This is a genomic window from Streptomyces sp. NPDC087845 (genome assembly GCF_044742755.1).
Taxonomy (GTDB): Bacteria; Actinomycetota; Actinomycetes; order Streptomycetales; family Streptomycetaceae; genus Streptomyces.
Window position 1 is genome coordinate 1 of sequence record NZ_JBIUVC010000030.1, and the last position, 22,686, is coordinate 22,686.

The following is a 22,686-nucleotide window of genomic DNA, read 5'->3' on the forward strand; positions in this document are numbered from 1 at the left end:
CCGGGCAAGGACGAGGACGAGGACTTCGAGAAGGGCGAGCACCACAAGAACAGGCACCACGAGAAGATGAATGACGGCGTGAAGGTCAAGAACGGAGTCGTCGCCAGCTTCCGCGTCATCAAGCGCCACCACGACGAGAAGGGCGAGGGCGGCGAGGGCGGCGATTACTAAACCAGCAACCGCCTGAGACGCATGCTGGAGAACTCCGGCCCGCCGTAATCAGGCCGCGGCCCTCCGGCCAGGCGCACAACACAGAATCCCGGCCCGCCGTAATCGGGCCGGGATTCTCGTCTGGCCCCCAGCCGGAGGATATCCCTTCCCGGAACATCCAGCTCGGGACCGCGGCGTCCGGGTGTACTGGGTGTCCCCGCCCGAACGGCCGCCACATGGATCAGCGCGGTGCCGGCGATTCGGGTCCGTGCTCCGGAAGAACGAAAGCAGCCCTGGGTGGTGGACGACGGCCTCGCCGGGTTCGACTTCGCCGCCGGCCGCTGGACGTTCCGTCAGGCTCCGCTGTCTCAGTTCGTGCGCCGGCGCTGCACGAGCAGCTCGTCCCTGCGTCAGTCCTGCCGCGGTACCGGCGGGTCTACCTGGCCACCGGCAAGATGTACTACCGCGTACGGCCCCGCAAACGGTGGCGCGAGTTCCTGGCGCTGCTCAATGCCCTGTGTGCCCGCTGGCCCGGCGAGAAGCTGTACGTCGTCCTGGACAACTTCTCCCCGCACAAGCACCCCAACGTGCGGGCCTGGGCGGCAGCGAACGACGTCGAGCTGATCTTCCTGCCGACCTATGGATCGTGGCTGAACTGGATCGAGTCCGAGTTCGCCGCCCTGCGCTACTTCGCCCTCAACGGCACCGACCGTCGCAACCACGGCGAACAGAACGCCGCCATCGCCGCCTACGTCCGCTGGCACAACTCCCATGCCGAACCGAAGACGAACTTCGCCCCCGACTCACCGATCCGCACCTGGACCGACTACCCGACGAAGGCAGCATGAGAGGACCGCAGCGAGCCGACCAGGGCACGGATCACAAGGCCCGGGGGGCCAGTCCACCGTCCAAGACGATCCCCGAGCAGGGATTAACGAACACTGGGCAAGAGTTCCATAGCTCCACCCCGGCCCTGATCAACTCCAGTACCGCGCGTTGTTCATGGGGAGTCCAGGTGGCGCACTCGCCTTCGAACAGCTTCTCGTATGCGCTGTTCTGTACTCTTCCCTGCTGGGGCAGCTGGTGGACCGCGTCGAGGCCTCGGGCCAGATCCTCGAAAAAGTTCCAAGCCTCCAGCACCGCGCCTGGCGGAATTTTTCGATGCACCGGATCCTCCAGCCAGTGCTGGACACGGGAGAGCTCCAGCGTGTTGGCCTCAGAAGTGGCGAGCTCCCGGCCTCGTCGGCGCACGTACACCCGCGCCTGCCGAACAGTCACAAACACCGGCAGTTGCCAGCGGCCGGCTTCTGGCACCGCAAACACCTGGTCGGGTTCGTCGCCCCGCCCACCGATCCACAGAACTACGGCGCTGCGTGCGCGCCCACGCACCCGGTACGCATAGAGACTCCCACCTCCACCGCGGCGTCCGGTCGCGAACACGTCTGCCATCTCGATCTTTGTCACGCCCTCACACTGACAGGACCCGCAAGAATCCGTCGCGGCATTTCTCTGCAGAGTCCGGCGGATCGGACCTGAACCGCGTCACCACCAGGCTGCGGCGCCGCCGCGGGCGTGGAGTGAGCGCCGGACCGGCGTCCGTCAGCGGCCCGGATCCAGTTCCGCAGCGTCTGGGTGTTCACTCCGAGGTCGGTGGCAACCGACTTGATCGTCGCCCCCGGACGCGACCGATACAGCGCGACCGCATCCGCCTTGAACTCGGCGGGGTAGTGCTTCATCCCCACAGGGACTCCGTTCTCCTGGACCATCAAGATCCAAGTCTCTCCGGTGTCCAAAACCCGGGGTCAGGGCCCCCTCCGTCGCCTTGAGCTCCCTGTCTCTCTCTAGGCTCGGAATGCGCCAGGCGCTCGCCCGGCTACTCCGTCGGGACCAGATCCAGCGGGCAAGGGCGTTCGTGTACGGACTCAAGGGGGAACCAACCACCGTGGCTAACCCTCGGGCAATTATCCGAGACGACGTGGTCTACGGGCTCCCGGCCGGACTCATGGCCGGACACATGGATGGGCTCACGGACGACCGCATGGGTGGGCTCACGGGCAGGATCATTGTTGGACTTGTGGTCATGCTCGCGGGCGGGTTTGTGGGTGCGGCGCGGAGGTACGGGGTATTCCTGCTGTGCTCACGCGGCAAGCTGCCCTTCCGCCTCGGCGTCTTCCTCGACTGGGCCGTCACCGCCGGTCTCCTTCGCTACAACGGGCCCGGCTACCAGTTCCGCCACCGCGAACTTCAGCAATGGCTCACCCAACACCCCCACGCCTGAACTCCGGCGCCAGGCATTCACACCGCCTGTGGCCCCAGGCTGCCGAAGTGGCCTGGGACCTACGGCACGTGCCGACACCTACGAAACCGTGCCCCAGAAGGGGGTGGCCCCCGCAGCCATCAGGCATGACCAGGAGACGACGGCGCAGGCCACCGTGGTATCGAGGCCGGCCGCCTTCCGTTCCACGGTGAAGCTCGGGGTGTTCTTGAGTAACAGCAAGAGCAGGCGTGCCAAGCTCGCCGCCGACAAGCTCCAGGCGCTGGCCGACCTCCGTCTTGCCTGGGCGGCGGTGTGATGCCGACATCGCGAAGTTGTTGAACAGGACGAAGCCCTGAGAGGGCGTACAGGGGGGATGCGTGTGCCGTGCGGCAGAGCACCACCTGGCCGTGACCCGTCCCTGCTGAGGCCACGGCAGCGGTCGTCGGCCAGACGGTGCCCTGGTGCAGGATCACCGACCACAGGTGCGTGTAGGGCGCTGTTCTCCTGGCGCGCCTGACAGACTCCGGGCCCCAATGCCTCGCAAGCCCTGCACAAGGCACGGCGTGTTCTGTGCTGGGCGCTACGCACGGGCCCACGGGCAGAGCACGAGAATCGCAATTCGGCGGTGTGGGTTTCGTGCCGGGCAGCGGTCACCCGAGCTGCATGCTCTTGCTTGTTTGGTCGAAGGGGCGTCAGGCCGGCCAGCAACGCGACCGCGAGGGGTGGCCCTCGCGGTCGCGTTCCCCAAGGCCCATGTCCAGGGCGTCCAGGACGAGTTGGGTTTCCTTGGACGTCGATGCGGACAAGAGTTCAGCCTCGGCAGCCATGCACAAGGTCTTGGGGCTACCGCAGGGGGTTAATTAATACCGCGTGTATCTGGCAGGTAGCACCATTCGGGGATTGGAGTCGAGGAGCACATCGGCGGGACCGAACCATGCGGCCAGTTCGCGGATTTCGGGATCTTCGAGAAGGCGGAGGCGGCCGTCTTCAATAAAAGGTGTGCCGTCGATGGTGATGGTCGGCTTGTCGAACTGGCAGTCGCAGTGGGCGTGTCCTGGCCCGCTACGGTCAGGCTCCCCCTCCTCGGTCAGGGCGTCCAGGCCAAGGTAGAACGCACCGGCGTGCTTCTCCCGTTCGAACTGGGTGCCACCGCTTGAGCGCACTTTCGGGTTGAGTCCGATCAGGGCGTGCCGCAGGTAGTAGCCCCTTGGTGAATAGTGACGTAGCTCGGTGGCGGCAGTCGCGCCCTCGATCGCTGTTACCACGTTGTTGGTGAGTTCGATCGTGGTGGGCTCGGCCGGTGTGCCGGTGACCGTGGACTCCTCGATGACCAGCAGCCCGTCGGTGCGGTTGGGGTAGAAGTTGACGCCACCGTAAGGGAAGGGCCGCCACATTCCAGCGATGAGAGGAGCGTGATGGCCACTGGTGGCGAAGTCACGGAAGGTCACATCGGTGCCTGCAGCGGTGGTTACCCGGATCTCGCTGGCTGCGGCGAGTTGTGCGGTCGCCTTAGCTTCCAAGGCGAAATACAGCTCCAGCGGGAAGCGGGCGCCGGTGGCCAGAGCCGATGCGGTCGCGGTCTGGTGCAGTGAGAGGAACCGGGCCTTGCGCTTGGCAACCTCGTCGAAGAACAAGCGGTCGCTGTGCACCTCACCCCACCATGTGCAGGACAGCACCACATCAGCCTCGGCGTGGATGGCCGACAGCATTGGTGATGGCCGCTCGGAGTCCCAGCCACCCGCGCTGAACGGGGGAACGGCCAGAACGTGTACCTCGGCGTTGCGATAGGCGGCTGCTGCCGCCAGTGCCTGCACCACCACAGGGTCCACCGAGTTCTCCGTCAGGATCAGCACCTGTTCGCCGGCGGCAACGGCGGTGTACTCCATGACGTTGTAGGCGCCGGGCATGAGTTCGGTGATGGACAGCGGTGCTGCCATGGGAGTGTCCAAGTAACTGAAGCAGGTCGTTCCGTTCATGCGGATCGAATCCTTTCCGGTGCCAGCTGGGCGGTCGTTGATTGCGGGAGGCGGACCGCGCGACCAGCTCCAAGGCCGAAGAGGCCCTGAACGAGGGTCAGCGCGACAAGAAGGCCGAGCGGGACAGTCCACCCACCGGCGAGGTCGTGGGCTGAGCCGAACAGCAGAGGCCCAACGGCGGCTAGGAGGTAGCCGACGCTTTGGGCCATGCCGGACAGCGCGGCGGCCTGGGATGCGTCGGCCGCACGCTGGCCTTGGAACGTCAGCGCCAGCACCAGGCAGGCGCCGCCGCCAAGGCCGATCAGCACACTCCACGCGGTCGCCATCTCGGGGGCCAGGAGCAGCCCCAGGTATCCGGTGGCGCACATCAATGAACCGCTGACGGCCAGCAGCCGTTGGTCAGTGAGTTTTCGGGCGAGTATCGGCACAGTACTGCTGGAGACCAGACCGGTCACCTGGAGCAGGAACAGCTGCCAGCCGGCGGCGCCTTCGGAGGCGCCGTGGTCGTGCACGATGCTGGGCAACCACGCGATCGTGGTGTAAAAACCGAGGGACTGCAGTCCCATGAACGCACTGACCTGCCAGGCCAGTGGGTAACGCCACAGAGTATGCGCCTGCCCCGCTCCGGGGGCGGTGGATGTTGCGGGCCGGCGACGGGCCAGTTGCGGTGCCCAGGCCAGGACCCCGAGTAGCGCCAGCACCGCCCAGCAGCCCAACGCGGTATGCCATCCTCCGGGAAGATGGTCAGCCAGGGGCACGGACACCCCGGAGGAGACCGCGGCTATCAACCCCATGACAGTGACGTAGAGCCCGGTGACTGCGGCGATCCGCCGTTCGGGAACAGTGCTCTTGACCAGCGACGGCAGCAGCACGTTGCCGTAGGCGATCGCTGCTGCCATGACCACGGTGCCGGCGAACAAGGTCACCACGCCTGGCAGCGAGCGCAGCACAATGCCGACCGTCAGCACCAGCAAAGCGATCCACAAGACACGCTCGGTTCCGTGGCGCTGCGCACTCCTGCCAACCAGCGGTGACGTGGCCGCGAAAGCCAGTAGTGGCAAAGCGTTGAGCAGTCCTGCCGCGGTGCTGGACAAGCCGGTGTCGTGTTCGATCATCGGCAGCACCGAGCCGACGCCTGTCAGCGGCGCCCGCAGATTCGCCGCAACAAGCAAGATCCCAACCAGGAGCAACCCCACGCGAGGCGCTCCGCCCTGGTGACCGTCGGATTCGACCCCGGGAGCGTCAGCGCCCTTCGGAACAGTCACGCTCATGCACCCCCTCTTGCCCCAGCGCGGCGCGACGGCTGATCCGCACGAGCGTGGAGGCGGCGGAGCGGGCAGTCACCGCATCTCCCGCCGCAATGGCCTCTACGAGGGTGGTGTGCCAGTGGTCGTGTTCGGCGGCGATATCCCTGCCCCAGGTCAGCCCGGCGACCACTGAGGCCAGCGCGCTCCCCAAGTGCTTGTAGACCTCGGCAAGCAACCCGTTCCCGCCGGCTTCCACCACCGCCAGGTGGAATGAGCCATCGACGTCAGCCAACGCGGTCATCTCACCGGCACAGTTGGTCTCCTGCGCCTTGTGCAGCAGCTCCCGCAATCGCTTCACGTCTGCGCTCGTCCGACGCTGCGCGGCCAGCCCCGCAGCATGCTCCTCCAATACCGCGCGCAGCTCGAAGACATCGGACAGGTGTGCCGTTGCCGCCCTGCGCACCAGCACTGCCTCCAACTCGCTGGTGACCCGGACGTAGGTGCCGTCTCCGGCACGGGCTTCCAGCAGGCCCAGATGCACCAAAGCGCGCAAGGCCTCTCGCACGGTGTTGCGACTGATTCCGAGAATCGCGACCAACTCGTGTTCGGGAGGTATGCGACTACCGACCGGCCAGCGGCCGGAGGCGATCTGCTCCCGTAGTTGATCAGCGGCCTGGGCGGACAGGGTCGCTGCACGGCGCGGCTCTCTCAACCCCTCCATACAAACCTCCAAATGTTGGACAGCTGTAGATAAACACATGACGCCCCCAATGTGACAAGGTGACCTATGTCACATCACGCGATGTGTGGTCGACGTACACCTCTCGGTGCCCCAGCCAGGCACACGGGAACGTGCCCATGCGGCCGGGGCGGCGGCATCGCCGGCCCCTCGCAGGGGTTCGGTGTCGCAACGGGGTTCATGAACGCATGCCCGATGAATCGAACCTGTTGTCAGGCCTGGGTGCAGAAGGCCATGTACGAGCAAGAACAGCAGCCCGGCCGGGGCACGCCGGGGCGGCGGTGGTTGTCACATGCGTGGGCCGGGCGGTGTCTTCATGCCGAACAGCCCCACAAGGGGCGCATAGCAAGGAGAGACAGCATGACGCTGCGCCTGCCGAAGGCCGAGCTCCCCGCCGAGCTCAAGGAGAACATGATCAAGCAGCTGGGCGTCGTGCCCGAGAACGTCGAGGTGCTGTGGCACAGCCCCCGAGTGACCCAGGACAACCTGGAGTTCGGAGCCAGGGTGGGAACGTGGGACGCGGTCGACCCGGGCCTGAAGTCGTTCGCGCACATGGCCGTCGCGTCGCAGGTCGGCTGCAGTTGGTGCCTGGACGTCGGCTATTTCCAGGCACGGAACGAGAACCTGGACCTGGCCAAGGCGAGCCAGGTGCCGCGGTGGCGGGAGGCGGACGTGTTCACTGCGCTGGAGCGCGACGTCATGGGGTACGCCGAGGCGATGACCAGCACCCCGCCGACCGTCACCGACGAGCAGTACGCCGCCCTTCTTGAGCGACTCGGGCTGCCGGCCATGGTGGAGCTCACCGCGTTCATCGCCTACGTCAACCTGGCGACCAGGGCCAACGTGGCGAACGGGGTCACCTCGCAGGGCTTCTCCGACGCCTGCGAGATCCCGCTGGCCAACCGCCCGGCGACATCCCGCGTCGGGTCCACGGCGTGATCGTGGACCCGTGCGTCGCCCACCGCAGCCTGCTGTTCACCGTCGCCTACGAGATGCTCGGCTCCGCGGCCGATGCGGAGGACGTACTGCAGGAGACCTGGCTGAGGTGGGCCGACGTCGACCGGTCACAGGTCCACGACCCGCGGGCGTACCTCGTCCGGGCCGTCACCCGGCAGGCACTCAACCGCATACGCACACTCTCCCGCCGCCGCGAGGACTATGTGGGCGAGTGGCTGCCGGAACCCCTGCTGACCCACCCCGACGTCGCCGACGACGTCGAACTCGCGGAAAGCGTCTCCATCGCGATGCTGACCGTCCTGGAATCGCTCGGCCCCACTGAGCGGGCCGTGTTCGTGCTCCGCGAGGTCTTCGACGTCCCGTACGAAGAGGTCGCCGAGGCCGTGGGCAAGACCCCCGCTGCGGTTCGGCAGATCGCCCGGCGGGCCCGAAGCCACATCGCCGCTCGGCAGTCACGCGTCAGCGTGAGCCGGTCGGAGCACAAGGCCGTGGTGGCCCGGTTCGTCACCGCGCTGCACACCGGGCGCATCCAGGACCTGATGGAGATCATGGCGCCGGACGTGGTCTTCATCGCTGACGGCGGCAGGCTTGCCGGCGCCGCACTGGCCCCCGTCCACGGGGCCGACCTCGTGGCGACGATGCTCGCCGGCACCGACCGGGCCGCCTTCGAGACCACGGCGGTGTGGCTCAACGGCGCCCCGGCGATCCGGATCGAATCCGACAGCGGGCGGGCCGCGGTCAGCCTTGTGGTCGAGAACGGGCGCATCACCCGGATCTACGCGACATCCAACCCAGAGAAGCTGACGCGACTCGACAAACCGGCCGACCTCACCAGGTAGACCGCAGCGCGGGTGTTCCGGGCATGACGTACCCGGAACACCCGCGCCGCGGCGGCATCAGTCGAGGATCGTCACTGGCCCAATGAGAAGGCGCGGGCGTATCCCGAGGCGATCGAGGCGGCTCACGCCGCCTTCGTTGTCCTCCAGGACGCTGCCGATGTCCCGCACCCCCGTCCGGCCCGCACCCTCACGCCGGACGCCGAGTCGTAACGAGCCGCCCAGGCTCCAAGATCATCCCGCGGCGGGATTCTGGCGCCTCTGGGTCACACCCCTACGACGCCCGGGAGAAGACCGTTCAGCAGATCGCCGACATGTTCAACGTGCCCCGTTCCACCGTGTACGGACATCTCGACAAGACCCCAGCGACGTTACCCTCCTGCTCCTGGCCAACAACGGCGTCGTGCGAGAGTCCCCGGCGGCCTCCATGGCCACATCCCGCCGCCTGCTCGCCTACTTCCTCCAGTCCTGCCTGCCGACGGACGGCACACCCCTGCCCCAGCCCGCGCCACTCCGCCTTGACGACCTCTACAAGCCACTGCATCGAACGGGGTGACCGCCGGCGTCCGCCCGGGGGCACGTGCCCCTGACGTGGATGTTCCTCAGACCCCACCACCGCACTGCCGTCATTTCTGCTCGACATTTCGGAGCCTCGTGATCGCCAACCGCCTCCGAAGACCGTCGACAAACGCTTTCCTAGAAAACAACGAAGCCAACTGGGAGGTGCTGTTGTACGGGCACCTACTCAAGGACCGCTCCACGATGTACGACCTGACCAGCCACCTGGAACTTACGGCGACCTCCGAGGACAGCCGCGTCCTGGACGCGCTCGGGCACGCCCGCCGGTACAAGACCTCCCGCGACTACATCCCGGAACGGCACGAGAACGGCCGCACGGTCGATATCTCCTTCGCCACGCTGAACTGGCAGAAGACCGTCCGCGACAAGAACCGGCCCGGCGCCTTTGTCCGCAAGCACTTCGAGGCGATGGTCTTCGCCGCCCTCGCCGAGGAACTGCGCACTGGTGACGTCGCGGTGGCCAGCTCGGAAGAGTACGCCGACTGGAGCGAGCAGCTGCTCCCCTGGGAGGACGTCGAGGCGAAGCTGGGTGCCTACCTGCTGGAGGTCGGCCTCGCCGAGCCCCGGCGACGCGGTGCCGTACGACGCGGTCGCCTTCCGACGGCAGCTGGAGGACAACTGCTTGAGCAGTCGGGACGGGGAGCCCGCGTCCCACTGTCTCGCGTGCTGCACCAGCGGGAAGAATGCGCCGGTGCGGTCGTGGGGTGACCTCGCGGACCGCTCCCGCGTGGAACAGCAACGGAGGAGGGTGTCCGCAGTTGACGATCCCGACGGCCGATCCGTCGTCGGGAATCTCGGCGAGCACGGCCGTGGCGAAGGACTCCGTGTGGTCGCCGGGCAGCAACGCGGTGTAGCGGCCCATGCTGACGACGGGTTCGGCGCCGGCCAGGCAGGTCAGGGTCTTGTTCCGGTCCCGCGGAGGTCGTTCACCACCACCCGGGCACCCTCCGCGGGGAATCGGCGGGCCAGCGCGGCACCGATCCCGCTGCCCGCCCCGGTCACCACAACTCCCGCACCTCGCAGCGTGTCCACTGTCGGCACTCCCTTGGCCGGACGACGTCACCGAGGCGCGTACTAAGCGGTCGGTTATCCTCCCTGGAAGGGGGCGTACCGGGGTGTCGGAGGCGCGGGGGGCGTCACGCGCACAGCAAGCAGCGGGGTGGGGCTGCCTCCACCCCGCGGTGGACCCAGCCCCACCCCCGGATCCGGGGGTGGGGTGGATGGATCATCACCGGGCCGCTCGCCACGCTGGAAGCCATGACACGACTAACGCGAAAGCAGAACAGGCTCCTGGTCTCCGCGGCCCTGTGCACCAGCGCACTGGTGGTGGCCGCCGCCCCGGTCCAGGCGATGGGGCCGGCACCGACGCACGCCCCCGCCACCACCTCCGCGGCTCACCTCCGCGGCCCGGCCACCCCCGGCGATCCGCAGGAGAAGGACGCGGTGCGCGCCATCGAGCGCGCCGCGCATTCGCTGCTGTCCGCCGAACCCACCGGCGGCTTCCGCGATCTGCGCCCGTTCGGGCGGATGGTGGGGAACGCCACCATCGTGGGCGTCGGCGAGGCCACCCACAGTTCACACGAGTTCTTCTCCTTCAAGCACCGCGCGTTCCGCTATCTGGTTCAGGAGAAGGGCTTCCGCACCTTCGCGCTGGAGGCGCCCTGGAGCACCGGTCAGCGACTCAACGACTATGTGCGGTACGGCAAGGGTGACCCGCGGCAGATCATGCGGGACGAGTTCCGCAACTCCTACCAGGTCTGGCAGAACCAGGAATACCTGCGGCTGATCGAGTGGATGCGCTCGTGGAACGTGGCGCACCCCGGCGACCCGGTGCAGTTCATGGGCAATGACTTCGGCTACGCCGGGCCCGACCTGTACGACCGGGTGACCTCGTACGTCGGGCAGCGCTTCCCCGCACTACTGCCCCAGTTCACCGCTCTGTACCAGGGGCTGCGCCCGACCACCGACGTGGACACCTATGTCCACGCCTATCTGGCCAAGCCGATCGCCGAGCGGAAGGAGATGGCGCAGCGCACCGGGCAGGCGTTGGCACTGTTGCAGGGCCAACGGCCGGGCGGCGGGAAGGCCGAGCAGGAGGCGTACACCTGGGCGGTGCAGCATGTCCGGGCCATCGACCAGACCGCCACCGGGTACAGCTACGACTTCACCAAGCCCACCCAGGGCGCCGCGGCCATGCGCTACCGCGACCAGGTGATGGCGGACAACACGGTGTGGTGGCAGCGGCACACCGGGGACCGGGTGCTGCTCTCCGCGCACAACGCCCATGTCGCCTACGGCACCTACTCCCCGAATGAGTACCCGAGGATGCAGGGCGCGTTCATCCGCGACAAGATCGGCTCGTCCTATTTGAGCGTGGGGTTCACCTTCGACCAGGGCTCGTTCAACGCCGACGGGCCGAACGGCGCGCTGACCCGGTACACCGTCGGTCCCGCCGAGCGGGGCAGCAACGAGCGCACCCTGGACGCGGTGCGCTACCGGGACTACATGGTGGACCTGCGCACCGCGCCGGCGGCGGCCCGCAACTGGCTGGCGGTCGCCCGGCCGACCCGCAGCATCGGCACCTCGTACCCGGATCACGCGGTGTACGCCGTATCGCTGCTGCCCTCGCACGATGTGCTCATCCATCTGCACCGGATCAACGCGGCCGGTCTGCTGGACCACTGAGCTCGGCGCCCTGGTGGCGGGCGTGCTCGCGGCGCAGGGCCGCGAAGTACCCTGCACACGGCGCCCCCGCCGCTTCGGTTCCGGCCGCCGCGCCGCAGCCGAAGCTGCCGGAGACGTTCACCGGTTCTGCCACCCCCAGGCCACCGAGACGGAGACCGCCGCACCGGTTCAGGCCCCGGCCTTCCAGACTGCTCCCGAGCGTCCGGTGACATCGCGCCGCCCGGCGGCGAAGAAGGCGGTGAAGCCCGCGACCGATCCGCGGTTCCCGCACGGCCCGCTCGCGGTGCTGGACGGTGACGGCTCTGCGTACGGCGTCGACGGCATCGTGCTCGACTGCCCGGCCACCACCGTGCCGGAGCTGGTGGAGTGGACCCTCAAGGAGTCCGGCCTCGGCGCCGCGAAGCTCAACCGCTACGGCAAGGACTCCGACCCGCTGATCGTGCTCACCACCGCGGCCGCCGTGAAGCTCGGCCTGCCCGAGCGCCTGGTAGTCCACGAGCAGCGCCGCTCCCTGCGTCTGCCCGAGGGCCACCCGGTCGTCAAGCAGGTCACCAAGGCCAAGAGCGTGTCCTATGTGGGGTTGGCTCGTTGGGCTGGTCATGGGGCGGGATACGTGGAGTTGGATTGTTCCGGACGGGCTGTGGGAGATCGCGAAGCCGCTGGTCCCGCCGTCGAAGGTGCGGCCGCAGGGCGGTGGAACGCAGGACACGCCTGATGAGACGCTGTTCGCGGCCATCGTCTACGTGCTGGTGAGCGGGTGTGCCTGGCGGGCTCTGCCGCCGTGCTTCGGGATCTCGAAGTCCACCGCCCACCGGCGCTTCGTCATCTGGTCCAGAGCCGGTGTCTGGGGCCGGCTGCACGAGGCCGTCCTCGACCGTATCGACGAGTGCGGACTGCTCGACCTGTCACGCGTGGTCCTCGACTCCGCCCATGTACGGGCGAAAAAGGGGGCGAACACACAGGCCCGAGCCCCGTGGACCGGGGTAAACCCGGTTCCAGGATGCACGTCCTGTCGGACGCGGCCGGACTGCCCCTGGTCGTCGGGCTCTCCGCCGCCAACACCCACGACAGTCACGGTCTGAAGCCCATGGTGGGCGGTCTCCAATCGAGACACGATCCCCACCACGGCTGGAACCACAAACCCGGCAAACTCCACGCCGACAAGGCTTACGACCTACCTGACCTGCGGAGATGGCTCCGCGGTAAACGGATCGGCGTCCGTATCGCCCGCAAAGGAATCGAATCCAGCGAACGGCTCGGACGCCGCAGATGGGTCATCGAGCGCACCATGTCGTGGCTGACCGGCTACCGCCGACTCAAACACCGCTACAAACGCCACCCCCGCAACTACCGGGCATTCCTCAGCCTCGCCGCCACCCTCTGCTGCTACAAACAACTCCTCCGACTCACCACATAGGACACCGTCCAAGCCCCGTCGAATACGAGACCGCACTCGCAGCCTGACCAACACACCAAGGATGTCCGTCAAAGCGGAACAAGCTCGCTCCGAGGCCGTCCTGGTTACCGGTCTCGCGCCGTCCGACCTGCCGGAGCAGGTCGCCCCCGCCCGGTTTCAGGCCGGACGGGGGCGCCTTTGCCGTACGGGGACGTCACGGAACTCACAGAGCTACCGAGATCACGGAGCGAGGAGGTGGCCTGCGGCAACCGCCGACGCCACCGTCCCTCCGGCCACCACCGCCGAGGCCGCGAACAGCGGAACCCTCGGCGCCCACGTCCGCAGCGTCCTGGAGCGGGAGACGCGGTCCAGTAGGGCGTCCCGGCCACGCAGCACGATCAGGCCGACGCCCGTGAGCGTCAGCGCCATGCCGAGGCCGAAGGCGACAACCATCGCAAGGGCGATGCCGACCTTGTCGGTCAGCAGGCCGGTGAGCAGGACGAGGAAGGCGGATGGCGAGGGGAGCAGGCCGCCCGACGCGCCGAGGAGCACGAGGCCTCGCCAAGTGAGGAGGGACGGGGCATCCGGGATGTGATGGCTGCGATCGTGCCCGTGGTCCTGCCCGTGGCCATGGCCGTGATCGTGATCAGGCCCGTGATGGGAATGGTGATGGCTTCGGTGACGCAGATGCCGCCGCAGCAGGCTCACCCCCACCCCGGCCACCACCAGCGCCGCGATCAGCTGGAGCCACCCCGTCAGCGCCGCGATGTCCGGCGTGCTGTTCGCCGCCAGCCACCAGCCGACCGCCAGGGCGGCGACCGAGAACGTGTGCATCACTGCGACGATCCCGCCCAGCCACACCGCGTCGCGCGGCCTGCCCTTGGCGCCCACCAGATACCCGGCGGCCAGCGACTTCCCGTGCCCCGGAGCGCAGGCGTGGAGCGCACCCACGGCCGCGGCCGCGAGCAGAGCCAGCGGGAGGGCCGCTCCGTGGTCGAGCAGTGAGGTCAGGTCGGTTGTCCAGGCCCGCCAGCCCGAAGCGGCCGGTGAGGCCACGGCGGTCCCCGCGGCCGCCGGTTTCAGGGTCAGCGTCCGCGTCGGCTCCTGTGCCGTGTGCAGCCCGCCGGAGCCCGTGCCCGTCACCGACAGTGTCCGGTACGCCGGGTCGACGTCCGTCAGCGCCGTGACCGTCAGTTCGATGCGGTCCACCGGCCGCGGGCAGACGAAGTGGAGCTTCACGCCGTCCGCCCGGTTCACACGGCAGGGGCGGCCGTCCTGGCGTACGACGATGTGCGAGCGCAGATAGCCCGCCTCGTCACCGCCGGACTTCTTCTTCAGGACGGCGATGTCGTCCCGCTGCGCGGACCAGGTCGCGTCGACGGCGGCGCCCGCCGCCTCGATCTTCACGACGGGAGGGGCTCCGAAGGGGTGCGCCTGCGCCGTCCCCGCGCTGCCCAGGAGCAGCGCGAGGACGGCAGCCAGCAGGAGCAGCACCCCGCTGCAAGGTGATCGCACGGTGGTGCTTCCCCTCTACTTCCGGCGTGCGGCGAGCGCGTGGACTGTGCCGTCGTCCGTGAGGGCGAAGACCCAGTCACCGCTCACGGAGAGGGCCGAGGCCACTCCCGCGCCGAGGTTGTACGAGGCGACCTGCGCCCCGCTTGCCCGGTCCAGGACGAGCAGGCGACCGTCCCACGTCCCGACGTACACATGGGACTTCGTCACCAGCGGGTGCATGGTCGGCGAACCGGCACCGGCCGAACAGCCCATGGCGACCCGCCACTTGTCGTCCAGCGGGCTCTCCCCCGCCAGATAGCCGGACTTGGTCTCCCACACCGGCTTCGACGGATCGGTCGCGCTCGTGTCGTACGCGCGTACGACACCGTCCCGGCCCGCGGCATAGGCGATGTCGCCCCACACGGCCGGACTGGTGAGCGGAGCGCGCCCCGGCTCGCAGGTGCTGCCGCCGCCCAGCTTGGACTCCCAGGTCACCGCGCCCGTCTTCGGGTCGTGTCCGCGGACGCCGTACGCCGTGAACGTCACCAGCTTCGCCTCGCCCGTGGCCGGGTCGGTCAGGACGGGCGAGGAGTGGCTGTCGATGTCGCCCGCGGTGTCCTTCACCCACAGCTGGGTGCAGGTCTCAAGGTTCATGCCGATGACGGTGTTGCTCGACATGGACTGCAGGTAGGCGGTGTTGGAGCCGGGCTCGCGGATCACCGTGCTGTGGGCCTGCCCCCAGGAGAACGCGGCGTCGAAGCCGCCGGGCAGCATGCCGCCGGTCTCGGCGTCCCGGCAGCGGACCGCGTAGGCGTCCTGGTAGACGGCGACCGAGCGGCTCTCCGCGCCCGCCAGCGCGAAGACGCTGACAGGTCCGCCCGCGCGGCCGTAGCGGCGCACGGTGTCCCCGTGAGTCTCCTCTCGGTCGATCGACTGCCAGACTATGCGGCCACTCGCCGCGTCCAGCGCGTAGATCCGGCCGACGCCGGTGGTCAGATAGACCATGCCGCCGTGGAGCGTCGGCGCCGACTCGGCATCACCGTCCAGGTACGTACGCCACAGCTCACGCCCGGAGGCGATGTCGTACGCGAGCATCATGCTGTACGGCGAGTCGAAGGCGCGGGACGAGACAATGAGCTTGTCGTCCGCGACCACCGAGCCGTTGAGGTTGAACTGCTCGCCGGTGTGGCGGGCCCACCTGAGGTCGAGCTTCGCGCCGGGTTCGTCGCCGCTCGCGGACCGCCCGGCCTCGTCGCCTCCCTGCCGCAGCCAGTCCTGCCCGGTCCTGGGCTTCGCGAGCTCGGAGTCGCGCACGATCTCGAAGGTGTTCTTCACGACGGGGAACCGCTTGCCCCGGGTGTCGTACGCGACCGACTCGGCGGTGTACGTGCCGGGCCGCAGCCCGCGCAGTGTGCCGCTCGCCCGCGTCCAGGCCCCGCGTGCGTCGGGGCAGGGCTCCGGCGTGCCACCGGCCGGGGTGTAGCAGTTCTCGATGCCGGGTCGGGACGCCCCCTTGCCGAAGCGCACGTCCTGACGCTTCACCAGGTGCCCTCGGCTGTCGCGGACGGTGAGTACCGCCTTGACAGGCGTGCGGCCGTCGTCCTCCGCGTACACCTCGACGGGCACTGCGGCCTTGGCGCCGTGCACGCTGCCCTGCGCGGGGCTGACCAGCGCGGCGTCGTCGTCGATTTCGAACTGCCGGTGGATGCCGGTCACATGGCCGGTGTCCTCGTTGCGGTGCGTGCGCCGATCGTCCGTGATCGCGCTGAAGTCGAGCACCTTGTAGTCGGGATGGGCACCGTCGATGCCGTACGTGCCCTGGTTGTTGATCTCGACGGACCGTTCGAAGGCGCCGCGCCGGAACTCGGCCTGCTGGTTGTGACCGGCGGCGACCATCCGTACGTCGTACTTGGCGAGCTCGTCGATCGTCGGCTGCATGCCTGCGCCCGGGCCCCACTGGGTGAACAGAGAGCGGTGAGCGAAGACGAACACCTGCTTGCCGACCGCGTGCCGGGCGAGGTCCCGACGCAGCCACTCCAGCTGCGGCTTCAGCCCGCTCGCGTCGTAGTTGTCCTCAAGGACGACGATGTGGCGGCCGTCGCGATCGAAGCTGTACCACTCGGGGGCAATGTTGCGGCGGTAGTACTCCATGCTGCCGGCGTATCCCTGAGAGGTCGCCGTGCCTCCGAAGTCGTGGTTACCCATCACCGGATAGAAGGGGTGACCGAGCCGCCCTTCCTCCAGGCCCTTGCTGAACATGTCGTACCCGCCCTGGCGGCGCGGCTCGTCAGCGTAGTCCGTGACGGTGAGGTCACCGGTCGCGATCTGCATCGTCGCGCCGTCGACTTCGGACATCGCCTGGACCTGGCCGGTCCACTGGGGCAGGGCGCCCCGGGCCTGGGCGTCGGAGGTGTTGCTGATCTCGGGGTCGGAGTTCATGACCCACTTCTCGGTGGGGTTCGAGGCGTTGCGGTCGGGTACGAGCGCGAAGTCGACGTCTCTGCCGCCGGTCTCGGGGACCTTGTGGAAGAACTGCGGGATGTAGTCCTTGCGCAGCGCGGGCGTGTATCCGTCGGGCGAGACGATGCTGACGAGGTCGGTCTCGCGCCGCTTCGGGTCGATCTGCAGGCTGTATGAGCCGTCCGCGCCGGTCGTGGTCCACACGGCGCCGTCGGTGACGTCGATGCCGGGCATGGGCCACTCGCCCCTGTCCCGCTCGCCGTTGCCGTTGCGGTCCTTGAAGACGGTGCCCGCAACGGTGACGGTGTCGACCGGATCCGCACTGTCGTCGGCGAAGGCCGCCTGGGGCGCGAGGAAGGACAGCGCGACGGCTCCGGCGGTCGCCAGCTGCCAGCGCCGCCGGTTACGGCGCAGTCCGCGGACGAGGAACGGCAGTCGCCAGGCAACGAGCAGCAGTACGACACCGGCGGCCGTGACAAGCGCGACGGTGAGCCAGGGGAACGACGGCAGGGCGTGCGCGCCGCGGACGTCGACGAGCGGGGCGGCGGCAGAGGCGTCGACCGCCGTGCCGTCGAACTCGACGACGACCTGGGTCAGTCCGCCCTTGGCGAGGAGCGGGCTCAGGTCGAGCGAGTCGACGTGGCAGCTCCACGCCAGCTCGATGACGACTCCGCCGGGCACGCCGCCGTTGTCACCGGGCACGCCCGAGCCGGTGGCCGGGCAGGGGGCCGAGAGCAGCCCGGCCGCCCACGCGCCGGCCTGCTCGGGAGCCACGACGGCGTTGTGCACGATGAGGCGACCGCTGGTGACGTTGTCACCGGGCGCGACTACGAGTTCCGCATGCTCGCGCGTGACATGCGCGGACGCGGCCTGGGCGCCGATGCCCAGCACGAGGAACAGCAGCGCGAGGGCGAGCCCGGCTGTTCTGCATATGTGTTTCATAAAGCGGACGTTAATGATCCGCTGTTCGGTTACCGATCGGTCCTGAGTGACTTCACGGAGCCGCCCGGAAATGTTCAGCGTCCCGTTCATGGCTGTTGGGTCACGCGGGGCGCTTGAGACGTGCCACCAGCGCTTTCATGTCCTCGATGACAGGGGGGCCTTGAGAACGGAGAGGTCGACGGGATCCTGCGCCTGCTGCGCGACTTCCCGCTCACCTCGATGTTTCGGTTGGGGTGAAGAGACGTTTCCGGTCATCGGCTGTCGGGTGGGCAAAGTGATTTCGCTGCTTGGGCATGGCGGAGCTCCGGCGCGGTGGTCAGGCTCTCCGGGGTCCTTCGGATCGTGGAGGGGGCGACCACCGCTCGGCCCGCGGCCGCACTGGTGCCGGCCTCCCCCGCGCCGGCCCACGCCGCTCCGCCACCGCTGCGGCCGGGCAACGTGGGCGCGAGGATGCTGACGTTCCAGCCGGCCTTTGACCACGGCAGGGAAGGCTGTTGCGCGAGCCCGGCCATCTGCCCCGACGGCACGATCGCGCCCGGGCTGAAGAACGGTGCTCCCAGCCGGCACACCTTCAGCGTCCGGCGCCACAGAATGATCGCCCTCACGATCGCTCTCGTCCTCCTCGGGCTCGGGTCTGCCGGCCCGGTCCTCGCGATCGTCGCACTACGGCTGATCAGTCTGACCGGGGTGCCGCGCCGAGGCCGTCCCTCACCACCAGCTCAAGGCCGAGCAAGACCGCATCGCCGACCCGCTCGACACCGCGACCGCGAACTGCGCCGAAGGACGAACAGAACTCAACGAATGCCTCGGCCTCCCGGCCAACTGCCACGTCGTCTACCAGCAAGTTCCCGACCTCGTCCGGCGCCTTGTTTGGGCTTTGCGCTCGACTGTGTGGTGTTTCTACTGTCGGCGCTCGTGATCCTGAACTTCTTCTCGTCCCGGGGCCGGCAGTCCTGGGACGTTGAGCATCGGCCGTTGATCCCCGAGGGGATGCCCATGCTCGTCGACGACGACTTGCGCTTCGAGGACGGCCCGGCCGCGCCGCGTCCGACGGCGGCAGTGAACCAGTGGCTGCGTGAGCTCCCGGCCAGCGGGGCGCCGGCGCCGAGCTCGTGGGAGAACTACGCACGGGTGGTCAAGGAGTGGATCGAGTTCCTGGCCGAGCACGAGGTGGGCCTGTTCGACTCGCGGGCAGCAGCAGAACCCTCACTGCTCTGAACAGTGGTGAGTAACCCCCACGGCGGCCGAGATCCGGGCTTGTCGGTAAGGCATCCAGTTCTCGGCCCTCGACCCGCTGTCCACCCCGCCGGAAAGCAGTGACCACACCTGTTCGGCCCCGTCCGCGGCGAGGGCGAGAGCGACCTGGATCGTGCTGGTGCCATGGGTGACGCTGCCCTACGCTGACCACCATGCCGACCCGGGTGCCGATCAGCGACGAGCTGCGCTCCGCGTTGGGCTCCCCCACAGAGGCCACGCTCCTGGACAGCAGCCCGCGCTCCCGGGTGTGGCGGGCCGAGCTGTGCGACGGTAGCCGGGTGATCATCAAACAGATCGCCGACGGAGGTGGAACCGGGCCCGACGGGGATGCGCGCTATGCGCGAGAGGTCGCCGCGTTGCGGCTCGCCGCACGGGCGACCCGGCCGACCATCGCGCCCGCACTGCTCGGAACGGACACAGCGTCACGCGTGATGGTCCTGGAACACCTGGACGACCTCGGCGCGGCCGACGACTGGATGCCCGGCTACGCCGAGTCCCTCGCCCGTCTGCACGCGCTCACCGGGCCCGCCGACACGGGAACGCTCCCCGCCTGGTCCGGACCGACAGCCACCGACGCCGAGTCCTTCCTCACACTCGCCAGGGCTCTTGACGTCCCCGTCCAACCCGGAGTGCAGAACGAACTCGGCGGCCTGATCGACCGGCTCGACCCAGCGCCCCACAATGCGCTGCTTCACGGAGACCCTTGCCCCGGCAACGACCTGCACACCGCCGCCGGAGTCCACTTCGTCGACTTCGAGCAGGCGTCGCTGGGCAACGGCCTGGTCGAACTCGCCTACTTCCGCATCGGTTTCCCGACCTGCTGGTGCGCAATGTCGGTCACGGCCGCGCCGCTCGCGGAAGCCGAGGCCGTCTACCGTGCCACCTGGCGCGGCCTCACCGGCAGGGACGTTCCCGGCGATCTTGCCGACGCCTGTGCCGGTTGGCTGATCCGTGGCGACGCACTCGTCGAACGCGCCCACCGCGAGTCCGTCGACCACCTCGCACGGGTACCTGCGGAGGACTTCGAGTGGGGCTACGTTTCGGCCCGAGAACGCCTCGTCCACCGACTTGGTGTGGTCGCCGACCTGACCCGCAACCACGACCATTTGCACGCACTCGGTCACCTCAGCGCGGCTCTGGCCGTAAGCCTGTTGGAACGATGGCCCACACTGCGCGCACTGCCCACGCAGAACACACGGCCCTGGTACTGACAGCCTGTGTGATCACTGAGTGTGGGCGCCGGGGGCGTACTTCTTCCAGTTCCCTCCGGCTTGGGCGACGACGGCCTCGGTGTGGACGGCGTGATAGCCGAGCGTCCCCGCAACGATCGAGGGCGGGCCCGGAGGCGATCTGCCGCACGACGGCGGTCCGGGAGCCGCACGGACGTCGAGGTGGACGCGGTTCTTGGCGACCTTGTACTCCGGTATCTGCTGGAAGAACAACCGTGGGTGCGCAAGGCGGAGCTCTCCGGAAAAGGCACGATCCGCACGTTCGCTGAGACGCCTACGCTCCGATGGAAATCGTCCTCCCTGAAATCATGACCCCACCCGGTGAGATAACAAGGACTCTGAGACATGCGAACTGTTCATAACGGCGGGACCGTCGACGAGGGCGAGTCACCCGCCCACGCCGCTGCGCGCGAAGTGATGGAGGAACTCGGCATCGCCACCGTGGCCGATCGGGGCCTGGCCGTCGACTGGGTCTCCGCCGACGGCTTCGGCGCGCGCCCGTCCCTGCGGTTTCCCGGCGAGATCGTGCACGTCTTCGACGGCGGCACCTGGGACGAGGGCCGGATTGCGGAGTCCGCCTGCCCGATCACGAGATCACCGGTATCGAGTTCGTCGAGCCGGCCCGGCTCCGCGACCGGCTCTCCCCCAGCGATGCACGGCGGGCTCTGTCCGCGCTGCGCGCCCGGATCAACGCCACCGGGACGTTGCTCCTGGAGAACGGCCTCCCGATCGCCCCCACCGTCGTCGACCGCCTCGCCGTCCTGCACACTGTCCGCGCCGAGCTCCACCACCCGTGGCGCGAGGGCCCATCCCCGCACGAGCGGGCGGTGACGCAGGTTCAGGGTTGGCTGTTCGCACCGGACGGGCGCGTACTCGTCCTCCTCGAACCCGAAACCGGCACCGCCTGTCTGCCCGGAGGTGTGCCCGAGCCCCAGGACCAGGGCGACCCGGCGTCAACACTGTGCCGCGAGGCCGTGAGGCATGCTGCGGCCCCGCTCGGAACACCGCTGTCCTCGGGCACCTCACCGATCCCCGAACGCGACACACCCACCTGCGCTACGCCGCGAGGTTCACCGACACCGGTGCCCCACCGGCCGATCCGGACACAGGTCGCAGCCACACCCGCATCCTGGCCACCCCGGAACAGGCCACGCAGCTCTTCGACGGGGGCGAGCAGACCACCGCCCAGCTTGCCGCCGTCCACCGGGGCCGCCGACGCCTCGGCCTACCCATGGCCTCTCCCCAGCCCGTCACCGAACTCCCTGGCCCCACCCGGCTGACCTCTGCCCACTCCCGACCCGCTCCACCGGCCAGAGGTCCATAAACCACCGACCCTGCTCACCGTCCCCCATCACGGAACTCCCCGCCGGGGGATTCGGACTCGCCCCGGCGCCCTACCAGAGGGCCCCGGCCACGATCGGCACCGCCGACGGCCGGCTCGCCCCCGAACTGTGAGGCAGCCGTGATCGTTCTGCACGGCTACCGGCTCGTGTACGTGCGCACCCGGAAGACGGCGTCCACGTCGCTGGAGATCGCCTTGTCCCGCCTCGCCGGCCCCGACGACATCGTCACCGCGCTCTCCCCCCGGGACGAAGCCCTGCGGCGGGAAGCCGGAGGCCGGCCGCCCCAGAACCACTTCCACCCCGGCCTCGTCCCGGGGCCCGGGCCCGTCGCGCAGGGAATCGCCGGACGCGTCCGGTTCCACAACCACATGCCGGCGCGCCACATCCGCGCCGAGCTCGGGGACCAGTGGGACCGGTACGTCACCTTCACCGTCGAGCGCAGCCCGTACGACAAGGCGACCAGCCTCTACTTCCATCAGTACCGCGACCCGTCCGACCGGCCGCCGATCGACTACTTCATCGAGACCGGCGAGTTCGCCGACGCCCTCAACTGGCCTCTCTACACGGACACAGGCAGCCGCGTCATTGTCGACCACGTCCTGCGCGATGAGGCCCTGGACGACGGGCTCGACCAGCTCGTGGCGGCCGGCTTACCGGATTTGGACCTCCCGCGCGCCAAGGCCCATTTCCGACCGCCCCACTCGCACTACCGAGATGTCCTCACGTCGGCGGCCCGCCGCGCGATCGAGGACGTCTACGCACCGGAGTTCGAGATGCACGGCTACACCTGGTAGCCCGAGCCTGCGCAGAAGTACGCTGGGGCGCTCCGCCGGTCTGGCGAGGCGCCCCAGTTGCACGCGCTGCTGCACCTCGTCGGCCGCGGGGGGCGACGCCCGCCCCGGTCAGGCGCACCAGGACCTCCATGAACGCGGGGTATCTGGTGGCCACGGAGTCCCACCCGGTGATCAGTGTTTCGCCCTCGGCGGCACACGCTGCGGCGGCGGCCGCCATCGCGAGCCGGTGGTCTCCGTGACTGCCCGAAGTGCAACGTACCTATCGGCCGCGCCTGCCGCGCCGCCGCCGGTCACCCCACCGACAGGCACCGTGCACGCAGTGACGCCGCAGGGCCGCCACCGTAC

At 68.8% G+C, this 22,686-nt stretch carries 22 protein-coding genes and 3 pseudogenes; 13 read left to right on the forward strand and 12 right to left on the reverse strand.

Features of this window, described 5'->3' with window-relative positions; genetic code table 11:
- Positions 1-605 precede the first annotated feature (605 nt).
- On the forward strand, positions 606-998 hold the full coding sequence (locus tag ACIOMQ_RS38960; RefSeq protein WP_402192502.1) for a transposase: 393 nt from the start codon (positions 606-608) through the stop codon (positions 996-998).
- Between the two features lie 31 nt (positions 999-1,029).
- Here the strand turns inward: ACIOMQ_RS38960 and ACIOMQ_RS38965 are convergent, their stop codons facing one another.
- Together ACIOMQ_RS38965 and ACIOMQ_RS38970 are read right to left on the reverse strand one after the other, a co-directional pair.
- Positions 1,030-1,614 carry a hypothetical protein gene (locus tag ACIOMQ_RS38965; protein ID WP_402192505.1) on the reverse strand — a complete coding sequence of 195 codons (585 nt, stop codon included), beginning with the start codon at positions 1,612-1,614 and terminating at the stop codon, positions 1,030-1,032.
- On the reverse strand, positions 1,611-1,916 hold the full coding sequence (locus tag ACIOMQ_RS38970; protein ID WP_401988802.1) for a transposase: 306 nt from the start codon (positions 1,914-1,916) through the stop codon (positions 1,611-1,613). Before ACIOMQ_RS38970 ends, ACIOMQ_RS38965 begins: the two co-directional genes overlap by 4 nt.
- Before the next feature lie 248 nt (positions 1,917-2,164).
- Here ACIOMQ_RS38970 and ACIOMQ_RS38975 point away from each other — a divergent pair, with 248 nt between their 5' ends.
- Together ACIOMQ_RS38975 and ACIOMQ_RS38980 are read left to right on the forward strand one after the other, a co-directional pair.
- Positions 2,165-2,428 (forward strand): hypothetical protein, encoded by a 264-nt coding sequence (locus tag ACIOMQ_RS38975; RefSeq protein WP_362212538.1) that lies wholly within the window; start codon positions 2,165-2,167, stop codon positions 2,426-2,428.
- An 88-nt stretch (positions 2,429-2,516) separates the two neighbouring features.
- Positions 2,517-2,723 carry a hypothetical protein gene (locus ACIOMQ_RS38980; protein WP_401760275.1) on the forward strand — a complete coding sequence of 69 codons (207 nt, stop codon included), beginning with the start codon at positions 2,517-2,519 and terminating at the stop codon, positions 2,721-2,723.
- Positions 2,724-3,267: 544 nt separating this feature from the next.
- On the opposite strand, the gene ACIOMQ_RS38985 is transcribed toward ACIOMQ_RS38980, so the two are convergent.
- Genes ACIOMQ_RS38985 through ACIOMQ_RS38995 form a run of 3 tightly spaced genes read right to left on the reverse strand, consistent with a single transcriptional unit; the run spans position 3,268 to position 6,351 of the window.
- Positions 3,268-4,383: a hypothetical protein gene (locus tag ACIOMQ_RS38985; RefSeq protein ID WP_389986798.1), complete on the reverse strand. Its 1,116-nt coding sequence runs from the start codon at positions 4,381-4,383 to the stop codon at positions 3,268-3,270.
- Positions 4,380-5,579, reverse strand: coding sequence for an MFS transporter (locus tag ACIOMQ_RS38990; RefSeq protein WP_362212530.1), 1,200 nt, complete (start codon positions 5,577-5,579; stop codon positions 4,380-4,382). The genes ACIOMQ_RS38985 and ACIOMQ_RS38990 overlap by 4 nt, the downstream gene beginning before the upstream one ends.
- A 46-nt stretch (positions 5,580-5,625) precedes the next feature.
- On the reverse strand, positions 5,626-6,351 hold the full coding sequence (locus tag ACIOMQ_RS38995) for a FadR/GntR family transcriptional regulator (protein ID WP_362212527.1): 726 nt from the start codon (positions 6,349-6,351) through the stop codon (positions 5,626-5,628).
- Between the two features lie 378 nt (positions 6,352-6,729).
- Between ACIOMQ_RS38995 and ACIOMQ_RS39000 the strand changes: the two genes are divergently transcribed.
- The 3 genes from ACIOMQ_RS39000 (at position 6,730) to ACIOMQ_RS39010 (ending at position 9,449) form a co-directional block, all read left to right on the forward strand.
- Entirely contained in the window at positions 6,730-7,308 is a 579-nt protein-coding gene (locus tag ACIOMQ_RS39000; protein WP_401941688.1) for a carboxymuconolactone decarboxylase family protein, read from the forward strand.
- Positions 7,305-8,165, forward strand: coding sequence for an RNA polymerase sigma factor SigJ (gene sigJ / locus ACIOMQ_RS39005; protein WP_402192507.1), 861 nt, complete (start codon positions 7,305-7,307; stop codon positions 8,163-8,165). The genes ACIOMQ_RS39000 and sigJ overlap by 4 nt, the downstream gene beginning before the upstream one ends.
- A gap of 726 nt (positions 8,166-8,891) precedes the next feature.
- Positions 8,892-9,449, forward strand: coding sequence for a hypothetical protein (locus tag ACIOMQ_RS39010; protein ID WP_402192509.1), 558 nt, complete (start codon positions 8,892-8,894; stop codon positions 9,447-9,449).
- A 43-nt stretch (positions 9,450-9,492) separates the two neighbouring features.
- Here the strand turns inward: ACIOMQ_RS39010 and ACIOMQ_RS39015 are convergent.
- Both ACIOMQ_RS39015 and ACIOMQ_RS39020 read right to left on the reverse strand, forming a co-directional pair.
- A pseudogene (locus ACIOMQ_RS39015) lies at positions 9,493-9,603 on the reverse strand (serine/threonine-protein phosphatase); the annotation flags it as partial.
- A 32-nt stretch (positions 9,604-9,635) separates the two neighbouring features.
- Positions 9,636-9,782 carry an SDR family NAD(P)-dependent oxidoreductase gene (locus ACIOMQ_RS39020; RefSeq protein WP_401988733.1) on the reverse strand — a complete coding sequence of 49 codons (147 nt, stop codon included), beginning with the start codon at positions 9,780-9,782 and terminating at the stop codon, positions 9,636-9,638.
- 216 nt (positions 9,783-9,998) lie between these two features.
- On the opposite strand from ACIOMQ_RS39020, the gene ACIOMQ_RS39025 reads away from it, so the two are divergent.
- From ACIOMQ_RS39025 to ACIOMQ_RS39035, 3 genes are all read left to right on the forward strand, one after another.
- On the forward strand, positions 9,999-11,426 hold the full coding sequence (locus ACIOMQ_RS39025) for an erythromycin esterase family protein (protein ID WP_402192511.1): 1,428 nt from the start codon (positions 9,999-10,001) through the stop codon (positions 11,424-11,426).
- Positions 11,427-11,631: 205 nt separating this feature from the next.
- Positions 11,632-12,141, forward strand: a complete 510-nt coding sequence (locus tag ACIOMQ_RS39030) for a hypothetical protein (protein ID WP_402192513.1) — start codon at positions 11,632-11,634, stop codon at positions 12,139-12,141.
- A protein-coding gene (locus tag ACIOMQ_RS39035) for an IS5 family transposase (protein ID WP_402192515.1) occupies positions 12,026-12,843 on the forward strand; the annotation gives its coding sequence in 2 pieces (ribosomal slippage) (positions 12,026-12,368 and positions 12,368-12,843; 819 coding nt in all). The genes ACIOMQ_RS39030 and ACIOMQ_RS39035 overlap by 116 nt, the downstream gene beginning before the upstream one ends.
- Before the next feature lie 219 nt (positions 12,844-13,062).
- On the opposite strand, the gene ACIOMQ_RS39040 is transcribed toward ACIOMQ_RS39035, so the two are convergent.
- The 3 genes from ACIOMQ_RS39040 to ACIOMQ_RS39050 form a co-directional block, all read right to left on the reverse strand.
- Positions 13,063-14,337, reverse strand: coding sequence for a hypothetical protein (locus tag ACIOMQ_RS39040; RefSeq protein WP_402192517.1), 1,275 nt, complete (start codon positions 14,335-14,337; stop codon positions 13,063-13,065).
- Positions 14,338-14,352: 15 nt separating this feature from the next.
- Entirely contained in the window at positions 14,353-17,718 is a 3,366-nt protein-coding gene (locus tag ACIOMQ_RS39045) for a PQQ-binding-like beta-propeller repeat protein (RefSeq protein WP_402192519.1), read from the reverse strand.
- A 251-nt stretch (positions 17,719-17,969) separates the two neighbouring features.
- Positions 17,970-18,323, reverse strand: a complete 354-nt coding sequence (locus ACIOMQ_RS39050; protein ID WP_402192522.1) for a hypothetical protein — start codon at positions 18,321-18,323, stop codon at positions 17,970-17,972.
- Positions 18,324-18,609: 286 nt separating this feature from the next.
- On the opposite strand from ACIOMQ_RS39050, the gene ACIOMQ_RS39055 reads away from it, so the two are divergent.
- Both ACIOMQ_RS39055 and ACIOMQ_RS39060 read left to right on the forward strand, forming a co-directional pair.
- Positions 18,610-18,936 carry a hypothetical protein gene (locus tag ACIOMQ_RS39055; RefSeq protein WP_362210605.1) on the forward strand — a complete coding sequence of 109 codons (327 nt, stop codon included), beginning with the start codon at positions 18,610-18,612 and terminating at the stop codon, positions 18,934-18,936.
- A gap of 191 nt (positions 18,937-19,127) precedes the next feature.
- Positions 19,128-20,186: an aminoglycoside phosphotransferase family protein gene (locus ACIOMQ_RS39060; protein WP_402192525.1), complete on the forward strand. Its 1,059-nt coding sequence runs from the start codon at positions 19,128-19,130 to the stop codon at positions 20,184-20,186.
- A 156-nt stretch (positions 20,187-20,342) separates the two neighbouring features.
- Here ACIOMQ_RS39060 and ACIOMQ_RS39065 read toward each other — a convergent pair.
- Positions 20,343-20,423: pseudogene (locus tag ACIOMQ_RS39065) on the reverse strand (VOC family protein); the annotation flags it as partial.
- 126 nt (positions 20,424-20,549) lie between these two features.
- Between ACIOMQ_RS39065 and ACIOMQ_RS39070 the strand changes: the two are divergent.
- A complete protein-coding gene (locus ACIOMQ_RS39070; protein WP_401988746.1) occupies positions 20,550-21,035 on the forward strand; it encodes an NUDIX domain-containing protein in 486 nt (161 codons plus the stop codon).
- 631 nt (positions 21,036-21,666) lie between these two features.
- Entirely contained in the window at positions 21,667-22,341 is a 675-nt protein-coding gene (locus ACIOMQ_RS39075) for a hypothetical protein (protein ID WP_401941662.1), read from the forward strand.
- On the opposite strand, the pseudogene ACIOMQ_RS39080 reads toward ACIOMQ_RS39075, so the two are convergent.
- Positions 22,268-22,570: pseudogene (locus ACIOMQ_RS39080) on the reverse strand (hypothetical protein); the annotation flags it as partial. The gene ACIOMQ_RS39075 and the pseudogene ACIOMQ_RS39080 sit on opposite strands and share 74 nt — an antisense overlap.
- Positions 22,571-22,686: the final 116 nt, after the last annotated feature.

Bases quoted from the DNA above. Each gene is read 5' to 3' on its own strand.
- ACIOMQ_RS38960 (WP_402192502.1), top strand. From the start codon at position 606: ATGTACTACCGCGTACGGCCCCGCAAACGGTGGCGCGAGTTCCTGGCG.
- ACIOMQ_RS38970 (WP_401988802.1), bottom strand. From the start codon at position 1,916: ATGGTCCAGGAGAACGGAGTCCCTGTGGGGATGAAGCACTACCCCGCC.
- ACIOMQ_RS38975 (WP_362212538.1), top strand. From the start codon at position 2,165: ATGGATGGGCTCACGGACGACCGCATGGGTGGGCTCACGGGCAGGATC.
- ACIOMQ_RS38985 (WP_389986798.1), bottom strand. From the start codon at position 4,383: ATGAACGGAACGACCTGCTTCAGTTACTTGGACACTCCCATGGCAGCA.
- ACIOMQ_RS38995 (WP_362212527.1), bottom strand. From the start codon at position 6,351: ATGGAGGGGTTGAGAGAGCCGCGCCGTGCAGCGACCCTGTCCGCCCAG.
- ACIOMQ_RS39000 (WP_401941688.1), top strand. From the start codon at position 6,730: ATGACGCTGCGCCTGCCGAAGGCCGAGCTCCCCGCCGAGCTCAAGGAG.
- ACIOMQ_RS39025 (WP_402192511.1), top strand. From the start codon at position 9,999: ATGACACGACTAACGCGAAAGCAGAACAGGCTCCTGGTCTCCGCGGCC.
- ACIOMQ_RS39045 (WP_402192519.1), bottom strand. From the start codon at position 17,718: ATGAAACACATATGCAGAACAGCCGGGCTCGCCCTCGCGCTGCTGTTC.
- ACIOMQ_RS39060 (WP_402192525.1), top strand. From the start codon at position 19,128: ATGCCGACCCGGGTGCCGATCAGCGACGAGCTGCGCTCCGCGTTGGGC.
- ACIOMQ_RS39070 (WP_401988746.1), top strand. From the start codon at position 20,550: ATGCGAACTGTTCATAACGGCGGGACCGTCGACGAGGGCGAGTCACCC.